We start from the raw sequence: 22597 nt of genomic DNA, 5'->3' as shown, positions 1-22597 counted from the left end.
TTACTCCTGCTTAATTTTGCTCAGCGCGTAAAAACACCGGTTCACTGGCTTTTTGCGTGGCTTCTTCGCTGTAGTAATAACCTGCCACATCAAACGCTTTTAAGGCCTCCGGCGACTCTACCTGATTATCCAGAATGTAGCGCGCCATCATGCCGCGGGCTTTTTTGGCATAGAAACTGATGACCTTGAACTGACCATTTTTACAGTCTTTGAATACCGGCGAGATGATCTCGGCCTTCAGTGCCTTTTTGTCTACTGCTTTAAAGTATTCATTTGATGCCAGGTTGATCAGCACCTGACTATCCGCCGCGTCAAGCGCTTCGTTGAGCTTGTCGGCAATGATACGGCCCCAGAATTCATAGAGGTTTTTACCACGCGGGTTATCCAGCTTAGTGCCCATTTCCAGGCGATATGCCTGCATCAGATCAAGTGGTTTCAGTACCCCATAGAGGCCAGATAAAATACGCAAATGCTGCTGTGCATAGTCCAGTGTTGCGTCATCCATACTTGCTGCATCCAGGCCGGTGTAGACATCACCATTAAACGCCAGCACAGCCTGCTTGGCATTATCGGGGGTAAAAGGTTGCGACCAGTCAGCAAAGCGCGCCGCATTCAGACCCGCCAGTTTGTCGCTGATCTTCATCAGCGAGCCTATCTGTTGCGGCGATAAGTCACGACACACGTGGATCAGTTCTTCACTGTGAGTGAGCAGTTCGGGCTGGGTAAAACGCGCGGTGTGCGCCGGGGTGTCATAATCGAGATTTTTTGCCGGGGAAACGAGAGTGATCATGGCCTGCCTATTGACTTAACTATTGATAAATGTCAATTTCAACACTATCCCCCGATGAGCGCAAGCGCAATATTCTTCGGGGGTCCGACACTGCTTGCCCTGTTGCTGGCAGACCAGCCTGTTTGCAGTTCGTCACGCAGACCTCCGACTGACGAAGTGCGCCCGCATCCAGCATTCGGGTTTTCTCGCGATGCGACCTCGCAAATACGGACATATGACCTATTCACACAGGTCACGGTAATGCAACATAGGAAAAGTAGACTTTTTGACACGCTGCTATGAATTGGAATGAGGACAGCATGACTTCAGCATTAGATAGGCTAAAACAGCATTCATCTATCGTCGCCGACACCGGAGATATCGAGGCAATCCGAAAACACCAACCGGAAGATGCCACCACTAACCCCTCACTGCTTCTAAAAGCAGCTGAGATGCCCGCTTATCAGGATTACCTGAAAGCGGCCTGGGATTACGCAAAAAGCCAGCATAACGATGCGGCACAACAACTGGAACTGGCTTGTGATTACTTTGCCGTACTCATTGGTAAAGAGATAGCAAACATTGTACCTGGCTATATTTCAACTGAGGTTGATGCACGTTTATCGTTCGATACCGAAGCAACCATTGCCAAAGCACAGCAGCTGCTGGCGCTGTATGAGCAGCTGGGTGTCAGCAAAGACAAGATTTTAATTAAGATTGCCTCTACCTGGGAAGGCATCAAAGCCGCAGAAGTACTAGAAAAGCAAGGCGTAAAATGTAACCTGACTCTGCTTTTCAGCCAGGCTCAGGCCCGCGCATGTGCCGACGCCAACGTGTTCCTGATCTCGCCATTTGTTGGCCGTATTCTCGACTGGCACGTGGCCAATGGTCTGGAAAAGCCGACTGATCCGCTACAAGATCCAGGCGTACAGTCTGTACGCAACATTTACGAATTCTACAAACGCCATGGTTACAACACGGTTGTGATGGGTGCCAGCTTCCGCAATACGGGCGAAATAGTTGCCCTTACGGGTTGTGACAAGCTGACTATCAGTCCGGCACTGCTAGAGGAGCTGGGTGAGTTACCAGCCACTGAAGATTACCTGCTGGATAACAACTACGACCCAGTCGCTAAACCAGCCCCACTGAGCGAAAGCGAATTCCGCTGGTTACACAACCAGGATGCCATGGCCACTGAAAAGCTGGCAGAAGGGATCCGTGCCTTTGCAGCAGCTCAGGAAACCCTGGAAGCACGCTTCAAAGCGCTATAAGCTCAAAAAGCATATAATGCGAAAAACGCCACCTTGTGTGGCGTTTTTTTATTCCCGACGATTTATTGCTCCGCTTTACGACTCCCTGCCCGCCAGCGCTTTATTTTCCTGACTTTCGCATAACTTGAAGCAAATTTGAGCTTCATCAAACTGTCACCTGCTTTTAACCTGCCAGACACATTTTTATTTTACTTTTCTCTTGTCTGTGGTATACCAGCATTACTTGAAGTGTGTTTTTCATTCAAATTGGGTAATGCGTAAACACAAATCTTTGAGGTTAGTACATCAATAGGAGAAATTCATGGATAGCCTAGACGATTTTATTTCAACACTAGAAAGTCCTGCACCAAAGAGAAGAACCTCAGCAAAAGGCAAAAAAAGAAAGTGGCGTGAAATTGAAGCGCTGAAAGACAAACAACGCCTGCGTAAGGAATTGGAAGAACTGGATATCTTCGCAGACAGCATTGACCTGGACGAACTTGACTTTATTTAACAAAAAAGGCGCATGTTGCGCCTTTTTTGTTGGCTAAGTTTAAGCTCAGACTTGCCAGTTGATGGGCGTTTTGCCCATGCTTTGCAATAGCGTATTAGTTTGCGAGAAGTGCTGACAGCCAAAAAAACCGCGATGCGCTGACAGCGGAGACGGGTGAGGTGCGTGCAACACGTGATGACGTTGCTGGTCAATTGCCTTGCCTTTCTTTTGCGCATGCGCGCCCCACAGCAAGAAGATAACCCCTTCGCTGTGTTGGTTAAGCTGTGCAATCACGGCGTCGGTAAAGCGCTCCCAGCCGAGATGCTTGTGTGAGTGTGCCTGTCCCTGCTCCACCGTCAGTACAGTGTTGAGCAGCAGTACGCCCTGCTCTGCCCAGGGCAGCAAATAACCGTGGTCAGGGATCTGAAAGCCCGCGATGTCTTGTGCCAGTTCTTTGTACATATTGGCCAGTGATGGCGGCGCCTTGACGCCTGGCAACACAGAGAAACACAGTCCGTGAGCCTGATTTGGTCCGTGGTAAGGATCCTGTCCCAGGATCACGACTTTGACTTGATCAAAAGGGGTCGCCTTGAATGCCTCAAACACCTGCTCCTGAGGTGGGTAAACGGTCACGCCCTGTGCCCGACGCTCGGCAACATAGTTTAGGGTGTCCTGAAAATACGCTTGTTGTTTTTCGTGCCCGAGCACGTCACTCCAGGTTGTCATGATTATTTTCCAGCGGTTGTGAGTTTCTGATAGTAAGTTCGCGAAGCATCAAGTTTATCACATAATCCGCTCAGCCCTTCAAGCACCCGACTGGTATATCGGTGTAACAGGTCGGCATTCACTTCAATGTATTGCTGATGCTTGGCAGCCGGGATTTCTGGCCACTTATACCAGTCAATTTTTGGCTGCGCTTTTTTGGATTTTTCATGGGGGATCACGATCACCTGAGGGCCTGTGTGAAGGACATTTTCGATACTGATCTGTGGATACGCCGTGGCAGCATCGGCAAACACGTTACTGGCTCCACACACCTCCAGCGTCTGGTGGATCCAGGTGGTGCCATTAACCGTCATCATAGGCGCAGGCCATAGCTGGTAAAATACAGACACAGGCGCGGCTGAGCGATAACGAGCCTGCAATTTTGCCAGGCCTTGCTCAAAGTGCAGAGCTACCTGCTCCGCGTGCTCTTCCCGCCCGGTCAACCGGCCCAGCCAGCGCAAAGATTGAGGGATCTGTTGCAACTCTTTGGTTTCGCTGTACACCACCTTCAGGCCCAGCTGTTCAAGCTTCTCCAGGTCACCTTGTTGATTGCCGCCCTGCCAGGCGATCACCAGGTCGGGCGACAAAGCCAGCAACTTCTCCAGTGCAATACCATGGAAACCACCAATACGTGGGATCTGATTGGCTTCAGCCGGAAAGTCCGCGTACTCCACGGTGCCGACGATGCGCTCCCCTGCCCCAATGGCATATAAGTTCTCGACTATATGCGGCGCTAAAGCCACAATCCGTTTGACAGGTGGCGCAGGGTTATCATCTGCGCTCGCTGATATCGCAGTCAAAAAGAAAACCAGGCTCAGCCAGATGATGAGGACCTTGTTCATCAGAAATCGAATCCTTTTTGAGCTTTGATCCCGGCTTCGAAAGCATGTTTCACATTGCGCATCTCACTGACGGTGTCGGCCAGTTCAGTCAGGCGACGATGTGCACCACGGCCGGTAATGATCACCGATTGCATTGCCGGGCGATTTTCCAGCGCCGTAATCACGTCATCCAGATCAAGATAATCGTAGCTGACCATATAAGTGAGTTCATCCAGCAGCACCAGATCGATACTGTCATCCTGCAACCACTGTTTTGCCTGTTGCCAGGTGGCCTGCGCGGCTTTGGTATCTGTCTCGCGGTTTTGTGTCTCCCAGGTAAAGCCAGTCTTCATCACAGCAAACGGGACTCCCGCACGCTCCAGCAAGTTACGCTCGCCGCACTCCCACATGCCTTTAATAAACTGCACAACCGCAGCATTCATGCCATGGCCCACACACCTGGCAACGGTGCCAAAGCCTGAGGTTGATTTGCCTTTGCCATTGCCGGTGATCACCTGCAGAATGCCTTTTTCTTCCTGTGCCTGCTCGATTTTGGCATCGACCTGCTCTTTCACTTTTTGCTGTCTTGCCTTATGTTTATCCTGATTGTGTTCGCTCATGTTGTCCTCTGTTCACTGATTGCCAGAATTTTATCTATGTCTAAATGGGTTTCGCACACATCTGCCAGCCGCTCAAGTTGCAGCTCCCGGTGCTCAGCCAGGTTAAATCCGTCGCCACTGTAGCGACCTTCGCTTGCCCAGTGCAGTACACAGGTTAACCCTTCGGGACTATCAAATAACCCGTGCAGATAGGTGCCTGCCAGCTGGTTGTCCTCGCTGATAAAGCCGTCGGTTTGCCACCCCGATGGGTGTGCAACAAACTGTAAAAATGGCTGCGCCAGTGCCGGGCCCTGACTGATCCCGCAATGGATCTCATAGCCATTCAATGGCGTTTGTTGTGCGTTTAAAAGGCAGTTTGCCTGCACCTGAGTCAGGGTTTTATTGCTCGTTAGCTCAGTGTCAAAATTCGCCAGCCCCAGGCCTTTAATAGTGCCGAGCGTCGATTCAACCTGCTCCGGATCGCAAATGCTATTGCCCAGCATTTCAAATCCGCCACAGATCCCCAGCACCTTGCCGCCGTAACGCACATGGCGTTGCAGCTCAAGGTCCCACCCTTCTGTGCGCAAAAAGGCCAGGTCATTAAGGACATTTTTACTGCCGGGAATGATCACCAAGTCGGCAGCGCCTATGGTTTCGGTGTGGCGCACATAACGCAAGTCCACTTTGGGGTCTAATCGCAGGGTATCAAAGTCGGTGTGATTACTAATATGTGGCAGTAGCAATACAGCCACTTTGACCTCCGGGCTGTCGATGCGATTGGCAATAGTCACGGCATCTTCGGCATCCAGTGCCAGATCATGCAGGTAAGGCAGCACGCCTAATACGGGTTTACTGGTATACTGCTCCAGCCAGTCCAGGCCGCCTTGCAGTAAGGCAATATCGCCCCTAAAACGATTGATCACGAACCCCTTCACTAAAGACTGTTCGTATTCACTCAGCAGCGCCAGAGTGCCAACCAGATGGGCAAAGACACCGCCCTTGTCGATGTCCGCAATGATGATCACCGGACAATCAACCTCACAGGCAAACCCCATATTGGCGATGTCATTTTCTCGCAGATTGATTTCCGCCGGGCTCCCGGCCCCTTCTACCACACACAGTGCATACTGTTCACTGAGCCTTTGGTGTGAGGTCAGTACCGCCTGCATCGCAACTTTTTTGTAATCATGATAACCCGCGGCTTCCATGTTGCTCAGTGCTCTGCCATGCACAATGACCTGGGCACCGGTATCTGAATTCGGTTTGAGTAAGATGGGATTGAGGTCGGTACTGAGCGGTACTTTAGCAGCCATGGCCTGCAGTGCCTGAGCCCGGCCAATTTCGCCACCATCTGGCGTAACCGCACTGTTAAGCGCCATATTTTGTGGTTTAAACGGGACTATCTCTATGCCACGGCGCTGTAATGCCCGGCACAAGCCCGCGACCAGCGTACTCTTACCAGCATCTGAGGTGGTGCCCTGCACCATTAACGTATTCATAGATCCCCTCCTTTAAGCGTCAGCGGCAGACCCGCCATTACAAAGTCGACTTTATCCGCCAGTGCGGCAATGTCCTGATGCAGCCAGCCAGCTTCATCGACAAAACGACGACTTAATTCACCAAGCGGCACGATGCCGTGTCCCACTTCATTGCCGATCAGAATAACCCGAGCACCGGTGGCGCGCAGCGCGCCCAGCAACTCAGCACGCTTATGTTGAAATGCCGAATCGCTGTAGTCGCACAGCGCAGTGGTCAGCCATAACGTCAGGCAATCAATCAATACGCCATCATCGGGGCCAAGCGTGCTCAGAACCTGATCCAATGCCCATGGCTCCTCGATTAGCCGCCAGTTCGCTGCGCGTGTTGCCTGATGATGGGCTATCCGCGCGGCCATTTCTTCATCCCCGGGCCGCGCCGTGGCCACATAACTTAGTCGGGCCACTTTGCCGCCTCTAAGCCAGCGCTCGGCCCTTTGCTCACCTAATCTGCTTTTTCCTGAGCGGGCTCCGCCAAGGATCAATTCCACCCGTCCTGTCATAACCAGACGCCCAGACAAAATAGATACACAGCGACCTCACCCAGTTGCTGCGTCGCCCCCAGGCAGTCTCCGGTATACCCACCGAGCTGACGCTTAAACCAGTAAATACAGATAGCGCGGCATAGCCAGAGTACACCAAGCAGCGCGATGCTTTGCCATAACGTAAACAGCCCGGCTAACCAGCTCACTATCAGCAAAGCAAAACCACAAACGTAGAGTAACTGTTTACTTTCATAGGCAAGAGACTGGGCAACCGGTTTCACTTTACTTCGCGTATCCGCCTGCACATAGCCCAGTTTTCCAATCAGGCTGGTGGCCATGACACGGCTCAGGCCATGAGCAAGGATGAGCGCACTGCAGACATAGATGGTCCGCTCACTCAGTACCAGCAAAGCCTGATACTTGGTAAGCAATAAGATGACCAGTGCGGCCGCACCATAAGTGCCAAGACGGCTGTCTTTCATAATGGTCAGCTTGTCGGCCACACTCCAGCCGCCCCCAAAGCCATCCCAGACATCGGCAAAGCCATCTTCATGGAATGCGCCGGTGATCAGCAATCCGCCGCCAAGCGTGAGCAATACCGCAATACCTTCGGGCAAGAAGTAGCTCAGTACACTATAGATAAGTGCCAGCAGGACACCCAGTAAGACCCCCACCCAGGCAAAGTAGCCACTGGCCTGGTTAATATCCTGACTGCTGACCTCACCCGCCACTTTAACGGGAATGCGGGTCAGAAAAATCACCGCCAGCTTAAATTGTCTAAGCGCATTCATGAGGTTTCGACCACCTGAGTGACGGCAGCCGCCTCGAAGCTGGCCATCTGATAATAAAATGCCAGCGCACTTTGACACAAAGGTAAGGCCAGTGCAGCACCCGTGCCCTCTCCGAGTCGCATGTTCAGGTTCAACAGCGGCTCGACATTGAGCCAGTTCAGCATCGCCTGATGTCCCTGCTCGCCCGAACAGTGTGCAAAGACCATATAGTCTTTACATGCCGGGTCAAGGCGGTAAGCCAGCATGGCCGCTGCTGTCGCAATAAAGCCATCAACCAGGATGATCTTCTGAGCGCGGGCAATCTCCAGCATGGCACCGACCATCTGACAGATCTCAAACCCGCCAAGGCGGCGCAATATCTCTCCAGGTTCATGCAATGCCTCACGATGCAATAGTAAAGCCTGATCGATAAGTTGTTGCTTTTTCTCTACCACCTCTTCGCTGACGCCGGTGCCTCGCCCGACCGTTTCGGCACTTGGCAGTTCGCTCAGGGCAGAAAAAATCGCCGCAGCGGCAGTGGTATTACCGATCCCCATTTCGCCCAAGGCAAATAAGTTAGTGCCTGAGCTCAGTGCTGGCTTTACTGCTTCTTGACCCAATGCCAGGCCCTGCTCCAGCTGCGCTTCACTCAGTGCCGGCTCAAGGTGCAAAGGCCGGGTGATATGGCCGAGACGCTGTGACACCACATTCAGCTCAGGCGCTGGTGGCGTCAAAATACCGCAGTCAATCACACTCAGTTGCCAGCCAAGCTGAGCGCACAAGACATTGATGGCCGCACCACCGGTGGCAAAGTTAGCCACCATCTGTGCGGTCACTTCGCTAGGTGCAATGGAAACACCTTCAGCAGCAATGCCATGATCACCGGCAAAGATCAGCATCTGAGGCCGCTCGATGTCTGGCTTCTTGCTTTCAAGCTGGCTGCGATCCATCCCCTGGCTCAAAATCGTGACCAGTTGATGCGCCAGTGTTTCGAGTTTGCCCAAAGCACCCTGAGGCTTAGTCTTCATGTTTATGGTGTGCTGTATATGCGCGTCATGCTGGCGGTCGAGAATTGGGATCATAAAGTCTCCTGTCGGATCAGATGCTGGCAGCGCGCTTTTTAGCGATTAACAGCGATAAGAAAAACACGCTGCCAATCGCGGAGGTGATCACCCCAATTGGCAGCTCCTGATTGTCTATCAGGGTACGGGCGAGTACATCAACCCACAGCATCATGAGCCCGCCTGATAAGGCAGTCGCTAACATACCCACAGTGCGAACCTGAGAGATAAAAAAGCGCACGATATGGGGGATCATCAGACCTACAAAGCCGACGCCACCACAGGCGGCGACAATTACGGCCGTCAACATCGACGCTAAAACCAGCATGCCCAGCCTGAGCCGGTGGACGTTCACTCCCAATGTCACCGCACTCTCGTCTCCAACCAGCAGGGCATTCAGGCTGCGGCGCATCAGTAACATCAAGACACACCCTACCGAGACAACCAAAGCAGGTAACCACAGCCACTGCCAGTCTGCACGGCTGAAACTGCCCAGACTCCAGAATATAATCGCACTGATGGCCTGCGGATCGCTCCAGTACAGCAGCAAGCTGGTAAAGGCAGAGAATAAAAAAGTCAAAGCGACCCCCGACAACAGCATGTTTTCAACCAGTGCGGTGCCTTTGTGAAAGGCAATCAGCAGCAACAGACTCATTGCCACGGCGCTGCCAGCAAAGGCAGCACCGGACAACGCCAGTGCACTCTGCACACCGAAGAGTGCAACCAGCAATACCACACCAAATGAGGCGCCAGAGGAAATACCAAATAAGTAGGGGTCGGCCAGCGGGTTTCGCGTCACGGTTTGCAAAATGAGTCCGGCGATGGCCAGCCCCGCACCAGCAAAAAAAGCCAGTATAGTGCGTGGCAATCGCAGTTCAACGACAATTTTTTGGTTCAGTACGCCGCTGTCATAGCTGCTTAGTGCCTGCCAGACTTCATACCAGCTCAGTGACACGGCCCCGACGGATAACGCACTGAACAGGCTGATCATGCAGGCAAAGATAAGGCCTGATATAAGCAAAACTTTCATCGCTGATACCCATAGTGATAACGAATATGGGGCACACCCGGTGCACCGCTTTCAAGTCCGGGCACCGTCTCAACCTCTGCACAAACCCCAAAAATATCGCTGAGTAAATCAGGGGTGATGATATCCAGAGGCGCGCCCTGAGCAACCAGTTCACCTTGCGCCAGCACCAACAACTCATCACAGAGTGCAGCAGCCAGGTTGAGGTCATGAAATGAGGCGATCACGGTCACCCCCATGGCTTTAGCCAGCTCCATGATCTGGATCTGGTATTTCACATCGAGATGGCTGGTTGGCTCGTCCATTATTAAAAGCTCAGGTTGCTGAACCATAGCCCGCGCTATCATCGCCCGTTGCTTTTCGCCACCGGACAGGGAGTCAAACTGCTGCTGCGCCTTGTGGCTCAGGCCCACACGCTCAATGGCTTCTAAAATACGCTGTTTATCGTCGGTATTGACTGTGCTAAAGAGGGTTTTATGTGGTGTGACGCCCATCGCCACCACCTCAAACAGCGCCAGGTTAAACTGGCTGGGGATCTCCTGTAAAACAACCGCAACCTGACGCGCATAAGCCCGGCGGGGGTAGTCAGACACAGGTTTACCCGCATAGTGAATTTCGCCCTCAGTCTGATCCCAGTAGCGATACAGGCAGCGTAATAAGCTGGATTTTCCCGCCCCGTTTGGCCCAATCAGACCAATAAACTGACCGCGTGCAATGGCAAAATTTAATCCGCTCAGCACAGGCTTATTGCCAAGCTTCAGGCTCAGGTTATGTACGGAGATTTGTGATGAAGTCATACCGCCTCAAATGCAGGCAGCAGCACAGAGCAGGCCTGTCTCGACTGGCCTGCTGTACTGACTTAAGTGCGCCCGCTTAAGTGTAGGTATTGGCCTTGGTATCTGGCTTCAGACTAATACCAATTTAACTTAATACCTGTTCAATTTGACGGAGCAAATATGACGCTAACGGCGTTAAAAATTTTTCATTTAGAACAACTAAATAGCAAAATTTTTGCCTCGCCTATATGGACATAGGTGCCTCAGCGATAGCAGGACGCGTGAGCGGTGTTATCGACCCTATTTTCTCGCCTCAAAATAGAACACTTAATTAAGCAAATTGGTATAAAAGTCCATTACAGTTGCGGGGACAGCTGAGGGTTTGCACCTCATTCCCAATGACTGCCAATACAATACGATTCTAGATTTAGTGCCTATTATGAAGTCCAGACGTCTAAAACACAACTTTCGGCCAGGCACGACCGGTCTCATCAAAAAAGACAGTTACTTTAATCACTTTGGCATAGCCTATCTCCAGACGAGATAAATGCATATCAAAGCCCTCCGGTAAGCCTAACCAGATCGCCAGCAACTGTTTAATCACCCCCGCATGGGTAACAATGGCGATGTTCTGGGATGAGGGCGTTGTTGTGAACTGCTGCCACCAGTCACTTAAGCGTAAGTGAAATGCTGACATCGGCTCACCATTTGGTGGCGTATGCTGCCACGGGCTCTGCCAGAAATCTCCAATACCGGGCGACTGTGTTGACTGCCAAAGTGCCTCATAGCTTTGTCCGTCCCAGTCGCCAAAGTCCATTTCACTGAGCCTGGGGTCAATCTGTAATGGCAAACCGGCTGATTCACAAAACGCGCGCGCCACTGTCTGACACCGCTGCAACGGAGAGCTAATCACCTGAACTATCGGATCACACACTTGAAGACAGGCAAAGACCTGTTCATTACCCGACGCGCTTGCGGGCATATCAGTACTTCCGAGCAAACGACCGGCTTCAAGTGGCTCACCATGGCGAATAAAGTACAGGGTTTGTTGCATTGGGTTAGGGCTCAGTTATTCGGGGCCTGAAACGCAAAAACGCAAGCCTGAGCTTGCGTTTTTAATGATATCAGCGGGTTAAAGAATTTGATTCTCTTTCCACATTTGCTCTTTCGCGAGACGCTTTTTGCGCTTGTCACACGGGTCATCACAGTCACAGATCTTGTCGATACCCATAGAGCCCAGACCGCCACAACTGCTGGCCATTGATTTCTTCTGTACAATGACCCCCACAGCCATCGCAACGGCGATCAATAACAGCAATCCGAAGGTAAGTAAAAATAGTGACATCTCAGGCCCCTTTGCATAGTCATCCACAGGTAGCGGACGTGTGACGGTTAATTGTGCTCATTATATAACTAAACGCGCTTAAGTTAAAACGTTCGCGATGCAGTTCCCACTATAAATAAGGTTTGAATGCACTGCTGGCATAGACTTTCAAGCCTTCATCGCTTTTGCTGATCAAATAGACCGGTAAGTCATGTAACTCGGCATACGCTCTGGCACGTTCCGTCCCCATCACGGTTAGCGCAGTGGCCAGCCCATCAGCCGTCATTGCAGAGGGGTGCAATACCGTGACAGACACCAAATCGTGTTTAACGGGTTTGCCCGTACCTGGGTCGATCAGGTGGGTAAAAGTCTCGCCATCCATTTCATAGAAAATGCGATAGTCGCCTGACGTTGCTACACTGTTTTTCCCCGGCTCGATCACTTTGTGAATTTGTCTTTGTCCAACCGGCGCATCCGGCTTTTCAATGGCAATACGCCAGGGTTCTTCGCCTGGTTTAGTGCCCGACAGTCTCAGCTCACCACCAATTTCCACCATATAGTTGGTGATACCATGGGACTCAATGAGCTCTGCCACTTTATCTATGCCGTAGCCTTTGGCCGTGGCAGAGAAAGACAGCTCCAGATGATCCAGAGTTTTTGCCAGGCCGGCGTCAGTGAGAATGAGCTTATCAAGCCCTATTTCCTCACGCATTTGCGCCAACTGCTGCTCAGAAGGTCGATTAGTCGGACGTTTGTCCGGGCCAAATCCCCATAAATCAATGAGCGGTCCCATGGTCACATCCAGTGTTTCAGTAGACAGGCCCAGGCGGATGGATTCCGCGACAACCTTTCGGAAATCATCACTGATCGGCATTACCTGGTTGGCTGGTAAACGATTAAAATGGCTGATTTCCGAATCTGCAATATATGTCGACATAGACTGATTCACCGCTTTCAGTACGGCTTCTATTTCTGTATGTAACTGCGCTTCGGTCAGTGTGCTGTTGTCTGCAAAAGCTTTGACGTTGTAGGTTGTGCCCATTGTACTACCTTGTAGCACAATGGGCTCTGCTGGTTTATTTGCCTGGCCGCATGCCACAAGCAGCATGCTCAATAAAAAAACTAAACAAAACTGGCTCTGTCTTAGCATCAGTGTGATCCCTTGTATTTCATTTGCCAGTAACCCCCGCTCTGTGCGGAGCATTACCCATAAAAAAAGCCCCTCAGCATTACTGCTAAGGGGCTTCTATTTTATCTTAAAAACCACTTTAAGATCATAAGTCTTTTAGCTTAACCACCAAAGTCATCAAGCAGGATGTTTTCATCTTCAACACCCAGGTCTTTCAGCATGTTGATAACCGCCGCGTTCATCATCGGTGGTCCACACATGTAGAATTCACAGTCTTCTGGTGCTTCATGATCTTTCAGGTAGTTTTCATAAAGTACGTTGTGAATGAAGCCTGTGTAGCCTTCCCAGTTGTCCTCAGGCTGAGGATCAGAAAGTGCAACATGCCACTGGAAGTTATCATTTTCAGCCTGCAGGCCGTCAAAGTCTTCCACGTAGAACATTTCACGCTTAGACCGTGCACCGTACCAGAAAGACATCTTACGATCAGAGTTAAGACGCTTAAGCTGGTCGAAAATATGCGAACGCATTGGCGCCATACCTGCACCACCACCAACGAAGACCATTTCTGCATCGGTATCTTTCGCGAAGAATTCCCCGAATGGGCCAGAAATCGTGACTTTGTCGCCTTCTTTCAGTGACCAGATGTACGATGACATCTTACCACAAGGCAGGCTCAGGTTATTAGGCGGCGGAGTTGCGATACGTACGTTCAGCATGATGATGCCGTACTCTTCCGGATAGTTCGCCATTGAGTATGCACGGATCGTCTCTTCGTCTACTTTTGACTCCAGCTTGAAGAAGCCAAAACGCTCCCAGTCCGGACGATATTCATCAGGAATATCAAAGTCTGCGTATTTAACATGGTGTGCAGGTGCTTCAATCTGGATATAGCCACCCGCGCGGAAAGGTACAACCTCACCGTCAGGAATAGCCAGTTTAAGCTCTTTGATGAAGGTTGCTTTGTTATCGTTAGAGATAACAGTACATTCCCACTTCTTCACACCGAAGATTGAGTCTTCAACTTCAATCTCCATGTCTGTTTTAACAGCAACCTGACACGCCAGACGACAGCCTTCACGAGCTTCACCTTTCGTGATGTGATCAAGTTCAGTTGGCAAGATGTCACCACCACCAGAGTGAACGTGGACGCGACACTGACCGCATGAACCACCACCACCACAGGCAGATGAAATGAAGATGCCAGCATCAGCCAGTGAGCCTAACAGCTTACCGCCTGGTGCAGATTTAATTGCTTTTTCAGGATCGCCATTAATGCCGATCATGATGTCACCGCTAGGTACCAGCTTAGATTTCGCTGCAATGATGATAAGTACCAACACCACAACGATAGCGATGAACATACTTACACCTAATACAATAGTTTCCATCGTATAGTTTCCTCGCTACCTTAAAGTGAAATACCAGAGAATGACAGGAAGCCAAAGCCCATCAGACCTACAGTGATAAAGGTAATACCCAGACCACGTAAACCATCAGGAATATCAGCATACTTCATTTTCTCGCGAAGACCTGCTAGCAATACGATAGCAAGCGCCCAGCCCACACCAGAACCTAAGCCAAAGATCACTGACTCACCAAAGTTCAGGTTACGCTCAACCATGAAAGATACCGCACCGAAGATTGCACAGTTAACTGTGATCAAAGGCAGGAAGATACCCAGAGCGTTGTAAAGTGCCGGGAAGAACTTGTCCAGCGTCATTTCAAGGATCTGTACAAGTGCCGCGATTACACCGATAAATGTCAGGAACTTCAGGAAGCTTAAGTCAGCTTCTGGGAAACCTAACCACTCCAGTGCGCCCGGTGCCAGGATAGCGTGATAAACCACGTTGTTGACTGGTACAGCAACGCCCAGTACGAAGATTACCGCAACACCCAGACCGAATGAGGTAGTTACTTTCTTAGATACCGCCAGGAAAGTACACATCCCCAGGAAGAAAGATAGCGCTAAGTTTTCAACGAAAACCGCTTTTACAAATAAACTAAGATAATGTTCCATCTCTCTCCCCTTATGCCTTAGCTTCTACTTGGTCTTTCTTCCAGGTACGTAGTGCCCAGATGAATGCACCTACCAGGAAGAACGAGCTAAATGGCATAACCAACAGACCCATAGGCTGGTACCAACCGCCGTTAGAGATTAGCGGCAGAATTTCAACACCGAACAGTGCACCGGCACCGAACAGTTCACGTACGAAGCCAATTGCGATCAGTACAACTGAGTAGCCCAGACCGTTACCGATACCATCCAGGAATGACATCAGAGGTGGCGACTTCATTGCGTATGCTTCGGCACGACCCATTACGATACAGTTGGTAATGATCAGACCAACGAATACCGTCAGTTCTTTTGCCGTGGCATACACAAATGCCTGTAGCACCTGGTCAACAACGATAACCAGAGACGCGATGATGGTCATCTGAACGATGATCCGCACACTTGACGGAATGTGGTTACGGATCATAGAGATGAACAAGCTTGAGAACGCAGTTACCACAGTCAATGCAATTGACATGATCAGTGCGTTTTTCAGGCTTGAAGTTACTGCCAGCGCAGAACAGATACCCAGTACTTGCAGTGCAATTGGGTTATTTGCAAAAACAGGTCCAAATAGGACTTGCTTCATTTCTTTTGAGTTAGCCATTAGTTCAATGCCCCTTCACGTACTTTCGCAAGGAATGGACCAAACGCATCGTCGCCTGTCCAGAACGTAAATGTATTTTCAACACCGTTAGACGTCAACGTTGCACCAGACAGACCATCTACTTTATGCACATCACTACCTGCAGTGCCTTTGACTACGTCGATTGGTAGCTTTTTGCCCTGCCAGGTTGCAGTCCATTTAGGGTTCTGGATTTCGCCACCCAGACCCGCAGTTTCAGTGTGCTGGTAGAATTTGATTGCCTGAATGGTTTTACCGTCCAGGTCCAATGCTACGAAGCCGTACATGATACCCCAGAGACCGTAACCCTGAATTGGCAGGATCACAGACTCGAACTTACCGTTGCTGTTCTTAGCAAGGTAAACCGGTGACTCAGTCGTCATACGCTGAACGCCCGCAACGTCTTTTGCTTTTGGAAGCGCAACACTGCGCGCAGCATCGAACTTAGTCATAGTGAAATCGAATGAGTTAGGATCTGTGTCTACAAACTCACCGGTCTTCATATCTACAACGCGTGCGTCAATCACTTGGTTGTAGGTTTCTGACACGTTTTCAACGTTCTCAACGCCAGCAGCTGCCAAAATGTTGCGCTGCACGTCTTCGATTTTGTTTGCCTGTTGCAGTGGGCGAAGCTGTACTGCCGCAAACGATACGACAACCGCACACACTAAACATAAGCCAACAACAACGCCTAGCGTTTTGCCGATAGATTCATTGTTACTAGACACGTGCTAATCTCCTCTTCACATTAGACTGCACAACCATGTGGTCGAAAAGCGGTGCGAACAGGTTTGCGAATAGAATTGCTAACATCATACCTTCTGGGTATGCCGGGTTAACAACACGGATAAGCACAACCATTACACCAATCAATGCACCATATGCCCACTTACCTTTGTCTGTAAAAGACGCAGATACCGGGTCGGTTGCCATGAAGAACATACCGAATGCAAAACCACCCAGTACTAAGTGCCAGTGCCAAGGCATAGCGAATACTGTGTTAGTGTCAGAACCGATCATGTTCAGTAGCATAGACATCACCACCATACCCAGGAAAGTACCTAGTACGATGCGCCACGATGCGATACGAACATAAATCAGGAACAAACCACCAATCATGATAGCCAGTGTTGAGGTTTCACCTACTGAGCCTTGAATAAAGCCGTAGAATGCGTTCCACCACAATACCATGTTGTCATAATCCAGCGCGCCTGTTGCAGCCTGACCCAGGTAAGTTGCACCTGAGAAAGAGTCTACCGCTGTCCACACCGTGTCACCTGAGATGTCACCAGGGTATGCGAAGAACAGGAATGCACGACCAGCCAGTGCCGGGTTCAGGAAGTTACGGCCTGTACCACCGAATACTTCTTTTGCTACCACAACACCAAAGGTGATACCCAGCGCAACTTGCCAAAGCGGGATCGTTGCAGGCAGGATCAGGGCGAACAGTACTGATGTAACAAAGAAACCTTCATTTACTTCGTGCTTACGCACCGAGGCAAATAATACTTCCCAGAAACCACCGACAATAAACACTGTTGCGTAAATCGGCAGGAAGAAACAGGCCCCGTAGAACATCTTCGCACCCCAGCCAGAATCGGCCGTAAGCTCACCGCCAAACAGCTGGAATAGTGCCGCCTGCCAAGTGTTTGCAATTTCAAAACCATTGCCCAGCGCGATAGCTGCCTGGTGACCAATGTTGAACATACCGAAGAACATAGCTGGGAATGTCGCCATCCATACTAAGATCATGATACGTTTCAGGTCGATATTATCACGTACGTGAGTGCCGCCTTTGTTGACATAACCTGGCGTGTAAAAAACAGTTGCAACTGCTTCGTACAGGGCATACCACTTCTCGTGTTTACCACCAGGTTCAAAGTGAGGTTCAATGTCTTCTAAAAATTTCTTTAAGGCCATTTTAACCTTCCTTCTCGATTGTAGTCAGGCAATCACGCAAGATTGATCCATAGTCGTATTTGCCCGGACAAACGAAAGTACACAACGCCAGATCTTCTTCATCCAGCTCTAGCGCACCCAATGAAATCGCGCTGTCCAGATCACCAGAGATCAGGTCACGCAACAACAGAGTTGGCAGGATATCAAGCGGCATTACACGCTCATAGTTACCAATTGGCACCATCGCACGCTTCGAGCCACCCGTAGAGGTGGTCATCTTGAACAGACGACTTGGCGCAAAGTGAGAAATGAAGGTACGGGTTACAGAGAACTTAGTGCTACCTGGTGCGATCCAGCCAAACAGCTCTTTTTCGCGACCTTCAGACAGCACAGAAGCCTGCACATGGTAACGACCCAGGTAAGCGTGAGGACCAGTGGCTGTTTTACCAGCTAACACAGAGCCAGAAATGACCCGGTTTTCACCATCTTCAAGTTCACCTGCAACTAAATCGGTTAACGACGCACCAACTTGAGTTTTAACAAGACGCGGGTTCTTTACGCTCGGACCGGCTAAAGCAATAACACGATCTGAGTAGATTTCACCGCTTAGGAATAGCTTACCGAAAGCAATCACGTCCTGGTAACCCAGGTGCCATACTTGCTTGTTAGCGCCAACAGCATCGAGATTGTGAATGTGTGTACCAACCAGACCTGCAGGGTGAACGCCCGCAAACTCATGTACTTCTACCTGAGAAAGCGAAGAGCTCGGCACCTTGCTGCCAGCTTGCTTACAAACAAACACTTTGCCGTCAGTCAGACGCGACACCACAGCCAGACCTGCTTCAAACGCTTCCACGTTTTCGGCGATCACAACAGCGGGATCCGCAGCTAGAGGGTTAGTGTCAATTGCGGTAACAAAGATCGAGCTTGGCGACGCGCTAGGTACAGCTACACGACTGAAAGGACGTGCACGCAACGCTGGCCATTGACCCGATTCGATCAGCACTTCTTTCACCTTTTCACGATCCAGGTTGCCGAGTTCAGCAGCCGGGAACTTGTCAAAAGTGATTTGCTCATCGCCCTGTACTTCAATCACAACAGACTGAAGAACACGCTTGGCTCCACGGTTAATTTCTTTAACTACACCAGAGGCTGGCGCAGTAAACTTGACGCCAGGATTCTTTTTGTCTTCAAAAAGAACTTGGCCTTTCTTGACTTGGTCATCCACACGGACTCGCATGGTTGGACGCATACCAATAAACTCTTCACCCAACACAGCTACTCGTTTGACGGCAGAGCCATCATGAATAACTTGCTGTGGTGCGCCCTCTATGGGTAAGTCCAGACCTTTTTTTATGTTGATCATACGCACTTGCATTACATTAACGGAAAGAAATTGAAAAATCTTTACTTACCACGGCACTATTCTCTGAGTTGTATTGGAGTCAAAGAGCTGGCACAACATACACAAAGTCGGGCCAACCTGTCCGCAACCGCAAACGAGCACCGTGGTATATAGTCCTTACATATTTCCGCAATTTTAACATTAATCGTACTGACTATGCGAGTGGAAATATGAAAATAATACGACTTAACAATGGATTTAGTTCATTGGGCGTCACTGCAAGAAATTAAATATAGACCAAAGTGGTATTGATGAAAAATAGAGCGGTATTCAGGGGAGAGTTTTGATTGTGGCAGATACACAAATGAACGGACGAAATCAGCGATTTCGCCCGCCTGTTGGCTAGACTAGATGATTAATCTCAACCACCGAATTAACGTCAGCATCATAATCAACAGACTCAATGCCGAAACCAAATAACTTCAGAAATTCATTGTGATAACCGGCGTAATCAGTCAGCTCGTCGATACTGTCAGTGTCAACCTTATCCCAGATCACTTTGACGCGTGCCTGTACACCTTCTTCCAGCTCTTTGTAGTTCTGGAACAAATGCCCACCGTCATCAAAACGTGGCGTCTCGCCGTACAGGTTTTCGCTAAACAGGCCATGGATCTGTTCTATGGTCCCCTCGTAGGTGCCATCTTCTTTGGTCACTTTGAACAGAGTAGAAATATACAAAGGCATAATCGGAATAGCTGAGCTCGCCTGAGTCACTACGGCATTCAATGAGGCTACATAGGCTTCACCATTTAACGCTTGCGTGGATGCCTTGATGGCACTCGCGGCACGGTCCAGGTCTTCTTTGGCTTTACCTATAGTCGCATGACCGTAAATAGGCCAGGTCAGTTCTTTACCAATGTAAGTGTAAGCCGACGTTTTGAAGCCTTCCGCCAGTACATCCGCCTCTTTCAGCGCTTCCAGCCACAGCTCCCAGTCTTCACCGCCCATCACTTTAACTGTGTTGGCGATTTCTTCCTCGTTCGCCGCTTCCACAGTCACTTCATCAATGATCCGCTTGGAGGTATTGAGGTTTTTGGTTGTGACGGTCTGACCAATTGGCTTAAGCACCGAAGAGAATGTTTCACCCGTTTTAGGGTCGGTACGCCGAGGTGACGCCAGGCTGTAGATGATCAAATCCACTTTACCCATCCCAGCTTTGATAGTCTCGATCGCTTTGGCTTTTAACTCATCGGAGAAAGCATCGCCGTTGATGTTCTTTGACCACAAACCGGCCTCATCAGCAGCCTGCTGAAATGCAGCCGTATTATACCAACCGGCAGAAGCAGGCTTTTTCTCAGTACCTTCCTTTTCAAAGAAGATACCCAGCGTTTTAGCACCTGAGCCAAATGCCGCTGTGATACGAGAAGCCAGGCCATAGCCAGTTGATGCCCCGATCACCAAGACATTTTTAGGGCCATTGTTGATTGGGCCCTGAGCCTTAACATAAGCAATTTGTTCTTTTACGTGCTCGGCACAGCCCGCCGGATGGGCGTTAGTACAGATAAAACCACGGATCTTAGGTTTGATGACCATGTCTATTCCTACATATTCTGTATTATGAAAACCGCGTTAGTTTAAATGCAGATCCTGAAAACACAGGTCTGATCACTCGCTGTCGAATTTTGAACCGCCCAGGCAGCTCGGTGAATCAGGGACTTCGCCATGCTGATCAGCATATTCTTCCGGAGTATAAGTGTGGATGGCCAGCGCATGAATGTGGTTTGCCAGCTCCTCCTTTAATACCTCATTGATCAGACGATGGCGCTGTAACAGGCGTTGCCCGGCGAACTTATCGCTGACGACAATCACTTTAAAATGCGACTCGTTACCCCGGCTGTGCATATGACTTTCGTTGATAACGTTGAGATGTTTGCACGCGATGGCGTCGGCAAGTTTGCCGTAGATTTGTTGTTGCATTGACATAACTCACTCCCGATACGGAGAAAATTTAGCGCATACTATACGCACTTATGCGTCATTAACCAACTGTTCTGAAGGTCAGGTTAATTCGCCCCTGGGTGACGCGCGCTTGTTTGGGCAAGGCATGCTGATAGTCTTGCTGGCTACGTCCGGTCATCAGCAAACCACTGCCCGTCGGCAGCGGTAAAGTCAGGGTTTCCTGACTCTGCTTGTGGCGAATTTTAAAATGCCGCGTAGCGCCCAGGGATAAAGAAAAGATTGTCGGACAGGCGCCCAGTTCTGCTTCGTCATCGCTGTGCCAGCCCATGCTGTCCTGGCCATCCCGATACCAGTTGATCAGCAGCGCATTAAAATCCTGACCAAACTGGCGCGTCAGGCGCGCGCGCATTGCGCTGAGAACCGGTGGCCAGGGCGTGTTTTCAAGTTGGGTGCCCGAGTAACCATAAGAAACTGACTTATCGGCCACAAAACTCTGCAATCTGGGGATTGGCGTGGTACGGCCAAACAAGGTGATATCAGGTTGCTGCCAAACCAGGTTGGACGCCAAATGCGCATAAAGCGCCAGGCTTTTTTCAAAGCTCAGACACGCTGGCAGATACTCAAAACCCGGGGGCAAACATTCTTTGTTCAGTCTCGACATGCTATATTACGCGTTCTGTTAGTTTTGCTGTACTTTGCTTTTGCGCAAGGTAATGGCACCAACCATGAGTGAGATTCGCCCCATCATGATCACCGACGCTGTACTGGCCGGCACGGCTCTGACCCTGCATCGTTTTCCTCTCGAACAAAAAAACCGCAGTCTGCAAGCCTGGGATGCGGCCGACGAATACCTGCTGGAACATATTATCACAGCTTACCCGGACGCTCGCGATATTCTGATCCTCAATGATGCCTTTGGTGCTCTGAGCTGTACGTTGGCAGCTAAGCTGCAAGATCACGTCCAGTGGCAAATTACACAAGTGAGCGATTCATTTGTGGCTCAGCAGGCAACCTGTCATAACCTCGCTGAAAACCAACTCGACTGGGTGCTGGACGAGGCGAAGCTTACGCAGCAAGATAGCCTCGCAACCTTGCCAGTGCAGTGCGATCTGATCTTAATTAAGGTGCCTAAAAATGCCGGACTGCTACAGCATCACTTGTCTCAGCTCAGCCATCTGGCTGCGGGGATCCCCATCGTAGCCGCAGGCAAGGCCAAAGAGATCCATACCTCAACCCTAAAAAGTTTTAGTCATTTTTTGCAGGAGCCGACCACCAGCCTGGCGGTGAAGAAATCCCGACTGATCTTTTGTGCGACCACAGGCAAGCCGGTTGCAGACAAGTTCCCGGTCAGCTGGGCACTGGAAAACTCACCTTTTACCATTTATAACCATGCCAATGTATTCTCCCGGGATTCTCTGGATATCGGCGCACGCTTTTTCACGAACTACCTGCCGGCAGGTAAAAAACCACTGCGGGTGATAGATCTGGGTTGTGGCAACGGGGTGATTGGGTTACAAACGCTGGCGCGCATGCCAAATGCGCAGGTGACCTTTGTGGATGAATCTGCCATGGCTGTGGCCAGTGCCAAAGAAAACGTCAATTGCAATCTGCCAGACAGGCTGCACGACTGCCAGTTTGTGCAAAATGATTGCCTCAGCGACTTTGCGCCCAACAGTGCCGATTTGGTGTTGTGCAACCCGCCTTTTCACCAGGCACAGGCCATCACTGACCACATCGCCTGGCAGATGTTTTTGCAGGCCAAGCATACCCTGAGAAATGGCGGGGAGCTGAGGATCATTGGCAATCGTCATCTTGATTACCTGGATAAGTTGCAGCGCCTGTTCGGGAATTGTAAGGTGATAGGCAATAATAAAAAGTTTACGGTACTCAGTTCTATTAAAAGGAGCTAATC

At 50.2% G+C, this 22597-nt stretch carries 25 protein-coding genes and 1 riboswitch; of the genes, 3 read left to right on the top strand and 22 right to left on the bottom strand.

Features of this window, described 5'->3' with window-relative positions:
- Positions 1-10 precede the first annotated feature (10 nt).
- Positions 11-790 (bottom strand): peroxide stress protein YaaA, encoded by a 780-nt coding sequence (gene yaaA, locus MHN33_RS10110; protein WP_239397839.1) that lies wholly within the window; start codon positions 788-790, stop codon positions 11-13.
- Between the two features lie 299 nt (positions 791-1089).
- On the opposite strand from yaaA, the gene tal reads away from it, so the two are divergent.
- Positions 1090-2040, top strand: coding sequence for a transaldolase (gene tal, locus MHN33_RS10105; protein ID WP_239397838.1), 951 nt, complete (start codon positions 1090-1092; stop codon positions 2038-2040).
- 301 nt (positions 2041-2341) lie between these two features.
- Positions 2342-2533, top strand: coding sequence for a DUF3545 family protein (locus MHN33_RS10100; RefSeq protein ID WP_046002958.1), 192 nt, complete (start codon positions 2342-2344; stop codon positions 2531-2533).
- A gap of 45 nt (positions 2534-2578) precedes the next feature.
- Here the strand turns inward: MHN33_RS10100 and ung are convergent, their stop codons facing one another.
- From ung to MHN33_RS09995, 21 genes are all read right to left on the bottom strand, one after another.
- Positions 2579-3238 carry a uracil-DNA glycosylase gene (gene ung, locus MHN33_RS10095; protein WP_239397837.1) on the bottom strand — a complete coding sequence of 220 codons (660 nt, stop codon included), beginning with the start codon at positions 3236-3238 and terminating at the stop codon, positions 2579-2581.
- A gap of 2 nt (positions 3239-3240) precedes the next feature.
- A complete protein-coding gene (locus tag MHN33_RS10090; protein ID WP_239397836.1) occupies positions 3241-4119 on the bottom strand; it encodes a cobalamin-binding protein in 879 nt (292 codons plus the stop codon).
- Entirely contained in the window at positions 4119-4718 is a 600-nt protein-coding gene (gene cobO, locus MHN33_RS10085) for a cob(I)yrinic acid a,c-diamide adenosyltransferase (RefSeq protein ID WP_239397835.1), read from the bottom strand. The genes MHN33_RS10090 and cobO overlap by 1 nt, the downstream gene beginning before the upstream one ends.
- Positions 4715-6196: a cobyric acid synthase gene (locus MHN33_RS10080; RefSeq protein WP_239397834.1), complete on the bottom strand. Its 1482-nt coding sequence runs from the start codon at positions 6194-6196 to the stop codon at positions 4715-4717. The genes cobO and MHN33_RS10080 overlap by 4 nt, the downstream gene beginning before the upstream one ends.
- Entirely contained in the window at positions 6193-6735 is a 543-nt protein-coding gene (cobU, locus tag MHN33_RS10075; protein WP_239397833.1) for a bifunctional adenosylcobinamide kinase/adenosylcobinamide-phosphate guanylyltransferase, read from the bottom strand. Before cobU ends, MHN33_RS10080 begins: the two co-directional genes overlap by 4 nt.
- The gene (locus tag MHN33_RS10070; protein ID WP_239397832.1) at positions 6732-7508 is read right to left on the bottom strand and encodes an adenosylcobinamide-GDP ribazoletransferase; all 777 of its coding nucleotides are present in this window, start codon (positions 7506-7508) and stop codon (positions 6732-6734) included. The genes cobU and MHN33_RS10070 overlap by 4 nt, the downstream gene beginning before the upstream one ends.
- Positions 7505-8569, bottom strand: a complete 1065-nt coding sequence (gene cobT / locus MHN33_RS10065; RefSeq protein ID WP_239397831.1) for a nicotinate-nucleotide--dimethylbenzimidazole phosphoribosyltransferase — start codon at positions 8567-8569, stop codon at positions 7505-7507. The genes MHN33_RS10070 and cobT overlap by 4 nt, the downstream gene beginning before the upstream one ends.
- A gap of 16 nt (positions 8570-8585) precedes the next feature.
- Positions 8586-9578, bottom strand: a complete 993-nt coding sequence (locus MHN33_RS10060; RefSeq protein WP_239397830.1) for an iron ABC transporter permease — start codon at positions 9576-9578, stop codon at positions 8586-8588.
- Positions 9575-10372 carry an ABC transporter ATP-binding protein gene (locus tag MHN33_RS10055; RefSeq protein ID WP_239397829.1) on the bottom strand — a complete coding sequence of 266 codons (798 nt, stop codon included), beginning with the start codon at positions 10370-10372 and terminating at the stop codon, positions 9575-9577. Before MHN33_RS10055 ends, MHN33_RS10060 begins: the two co-directional genes overlap by 4 nt.
- Before the next feature lie 299 nt (positions 10373-10671).
- A riboswitch (cobalamin riboswitch) is annotated at positions 10672-10797 on the bottom strand.
- 8 nt (positions 10798-10805) lie between these two features.
- Positions 10806-11405: a histidine phosphatase family protein gene (locus MHN33_RS10050; protein WP_239397828.1), complete on the bottom strand. Its 600-nt coding sequence runs from the start codon at positions 11403-11405 to the stop codon at positions 10806-10808.
- 78 nt (positions 11406-11483) lie between these two features.
- Complete coding sequence (gene nqrM, locus MHN33_RS10045) at positions 11484-11696, bottom strand: (Na+)-NQR maturation NqrM (RefSeq protein WP_010382924.1); 213 nt, start codon at positions 11694-11696, stop codon at positions 11484-11486.
- Positions 11697-11805: 109 nt separating this feature from the next.
- Positions 11806-12783, bottom strand: a complete 978-nt coding sequence (locus MHN33_RS10040; RefSeq protein ID WP_239397908.1) for an FAD:protein FMN transferase — start codon at positions 12781-12783, stop codon at positions 11806-11808.
- A 182-nt stretch (positions 12784-12965) separates the two neighbouring features.
- On the bottom strand, positions 12966-14192 hold the full coding sequence (gene nqrF, locus MHN33_RS10035) for an NADH:ubiquinone reductase (Na(+)-transporting) subunit F (protein WP_125778848.1): 1227 nt from the start codon (positions 14190-14192) through the stop codon (positions 12966-12968).
- A gap of 20 nt (positions 14193-14212) precedes the next feature.
- Positions 14213-14821, bottom strand: coding sequence for an NADH:ubiquinone reductase (Na(+)-transporting) subunit E (nqrE, locus tag MHN33_RS10030; RefSeq protein ID WP_010382927.1), 609 nt, complete (start codon positions 14819-14821; stop codon positions 14213-14215).
- Positions 14822-14831: 10 nt separating this feature from the next.
- A complete protein-coding gene (locus MHN33_RS10025; protein ID WP_054014604.1) occupies positions 14832-15464 on the bottom strand; it encodes an NADH:ubiquinone reductase (Na(+)-transporting) subunit D in 633 nt (210 codons plus the stop codon).
- Positions 15464-16210, bottom strand: a complete 747-nt coding sequence (locus tag MHN33_RS10020) for a Na(+)-translocating NADH-quinone reductase subunit C (RefSeq protein WP_239397827.1) — start codon at positions 16208-16210, stop codon at positions 15464-15466. The genes MHN33_RS10025 and MHN33_RS10020 overlap by 1 nt, the downstream gene beginning before the upstream one ends.
- The gene (locus MHN33_RS10015) at positions 16203-17402 is read right to left on the bottom strand and encodes an NADH:ubiquinone reductase (Na(+)-transporting) subunit B (protein WP_046002970.1); all 1200 of its coding nucleotides are present in this window, start codon (positions 17400-17402) and stop codon (positions 16203-16205) included. Before MHN33_RS10015 ends, MHN33_RS10020 begins: the two co-directional genes overlap by 8 nt.
- Position 17403: 1 nt before the next feature.
- Positions 17404-18747 carry a Na(+)-translocating NADH-quinone reductase subunit A gene (locus MHN33_RS10010; RefSeq protein ID WP_239397826.1) on the bottom strand — a complete coding sequence of 448 codons (1344 nt, stop codon included), beginning with the start codon at positions 18745-18747 and terminating at the stop codon, positions 17404-17406.
- Between the two features lie 381 nt (positions 18748-19128).
- Complete coding sequence (gene fabV, locus MHN33_RS10005) at positions 19129-20319, bottom strand: enoyl-ACP reductase FabV (protein WP_239397825.1); 1191 nt, start codon at positions 20317-20319, stop codon at positions 19129-19131.
- Between the two features lie 72 nt (positions 20320-20391).
- Complete coding sequence (locus MHN33_RS10000; RefSeq protein WP_239397824.1) at positions 20392-20709, bottom strand: BolA family protein; 318 nt, start codon at positions 20707-20709, stop codon at positions 20392-20394.
- A 55-nt stretch (positions 20710-20764) separates the two neighbouring features.
- Positions 20765-21346: an alpha-ketoglutarate-dependent dioxygenase AlkB gene (locus MHN33_RS09995; protein WP_239397823.1), complete on the bottom strand. Its 582-nt coding sequence runs from the start codon at positions 21344-21346 to the stop codon at positions 20765-20767.
- Between the two features lie 85 nt (positions 21347-21431).
- On the opposite strand from MHN33_RS09995, the gene MHN33_RS09990 reads away from it, so the two are divergent.
- Positions 21432-22595, top strand: a complete 1164-nt coding sequence (locus tag MHN33_RS09990) for a methyltransferase (RefSeq protein WP_239397907.1) — start codon at positions 21432-21434, stop codon at positions 22593-22595.
- Positions 22596-22597 lie beyond the last annotated feature (2 nt).

Origin of the sequence: Pseudoalteromonas sp. OOF1S-7 (genome assembly GCF_022347765.1) — a bacterium.
Classification (GTDB): domain Bacteria; phylum Pseudomonadota; class Gammaproteobacteria; order Enterobacterales; family Alteromonadaceae; genus Pseudoalteromonas.
Note: the sequence above shows the minus strand (reverse complement) of the source record. Positions and strands in the feature narration are given on the sequence as shown.

Bases quoted from the DNA above. Each gene is read 5' to 3' on its own strand.
- yaaA (WP_239397839.1), bottom strand. From the start codon at position 790: ATGATCACTCTCGTTTCCCCGGCAAAAAATCTCGATTATGACACCCCG.
- tal (WP_239397838.1), top strand. From the start codon at position 1,090: ATGACTTCAGCATTAGATAGGCTAAAACAGCATTCATCTATCGTCGCC.
- MHN33_RS10100 (WP_046002958.1), top strand. From the start codon at position 2,342: ATGGATAGCCTAGACGATTTTATTTCAACACTAGAAAGTCCTGCACCA.
- ung (WP_239397837.1), bottom strand. From the start codon at position 3,238: ATGACAACCTGGAGTGACGTGCTCGGGCACGAAAAACAACAAGCGTAT.
- MHN33_RS10090 (WP_239397836.1), bottom strand. From the start codon at position 4,119: ATGAACAAGGTCCTCATCATCTGGCTGAGCCTGGTTTTCTTTTTGACT.
- cobO (WP_239397835.1), bottom strand. From the start codon at position 4,718: ATGAGCGAACACAATCAGGATAAACATAAGGCAAGACAGCAAAAAGTG.
- MHN33_RS10080 (WP_239397834.1), bottom strand. From the start codon at position 6,196: ATGAATACGTTAATGGTGCAGGGCACCACCTCAGATGCTGGTAAGAGT.
- cobU (WP_239397833.1), bottom strand. From the start codon at position 6,735: ATGACAGGACGGGTGGAATTGATCCTTGGCGGAGCCCGCTCAGGAAAA.
- MHN33_RS10070 (WP_239397832.1), bottom strand. From the start codon at position 7,508: ATGAATGCGCTTAGACAATTTAAGCTGGCGGTGATTTTTCTGACCCGC.
- cobT (WP_239397831.1), bottom strand. From the start codon at position 8,569: ATGATCCCAATTCTCGACCGCCAGCATGACGCGCATATACAGCACACC.
- MHN33_RS10060 (WP_239397830.1), bottom strand. From the start codon at position 9,578: ATGAAAGTTTTGCTTATATCAGGCCTTATCTTTGCCTGCATGATCAGC.
- MHN33_RS10055 (WP_239397829.1), bottom strand. From the start codon at position 10,372: ATGACTTCATCACAAATCTCCGTACATAACCTGAGCCTGAAGCTTGGC.
- MHN33_RS10050 (WP_239397828.1), bottom strand. From the start codon at position 11,405: ATGCAACAAACCCTGTACTTTATTCGCCATGGTGAGCCACTTGAAGCC.
- nqrM (WP_010382924.1), bottom strand. From the start codon at position 11,696: ATGTCACTATTTTTACTTACCTTCGGATTGCTGTTATTGATCGCCGTT.
- MHN33_RS10040 (WP_239397908.1), bottom strand. From the start codon at position 12,783: ATGCTGCTTGTGGCATGCGGCCAGGCAAATAAACCAGCAGAGCCCATT.
- nqrF (WP_125778848.1), bottom strand. From the start codon at position 14,192: ATGGAAACTATTGTATTAGGTGTAAGTATGTTCATCGCTATCGTTGTG.
- nqrE (WP_010382927.1), bottom strand. From the start codon at position 14,821: ATGGAACATTATCTTAGTTTATTTGTAAAAGCGGTTTTCGTTGAAAAC.
- MHN33_RS10025 (WP_054014604.1), bottom strand. From the start codon at position 15,464: ATGGCTAACTCAAAAGAAATGAAGCAAGTCCTATTTGGACCTGTTTTT.
- MHN33_RS10015 (WP_046002970.1), bottom strand. From the start codon at position 17,402: ATGGCCTTAAAGAAATTTTTAGAAGACATTGAACCTCACTTTGAACCT.
- MHN33_RS10010 (WP_239397826.1), bottom strand. From the start codon at position 18,747: ATGATCAACATAAAAAAAGGTCTGGACTTACCCATAGAGGGCGCACCA.
- fabV (WP_239397825.1), bottom strand. From the start codon at position 20,319: ATGGTCATCAAACCTAAGATCCGTGGTTTTATCTGTACTAACGCCCAT.
- MHN33_RS10000 (WP_239397824.1), bottom strand. From the start codon at position 20,709: ATGTCAATGCAACAACAAATCTACGGCAAACTTGCCGACGCCATCGCG.
- MHN33_RS09995 (WP_239397823.1), bottom strand. From the start codon at position 21,346: ATGTCGAGACTGAACAAAGAATGTTTGCCCCCGGGTTTTGAGTATCTG.
- MHN33_RS09990 (WP_239397907.1), top strand. From the start codon at position 21,432: ATGATCACCGACGCTGTACTGGCCGGCACGGCTCTGACCCTGCATCGT.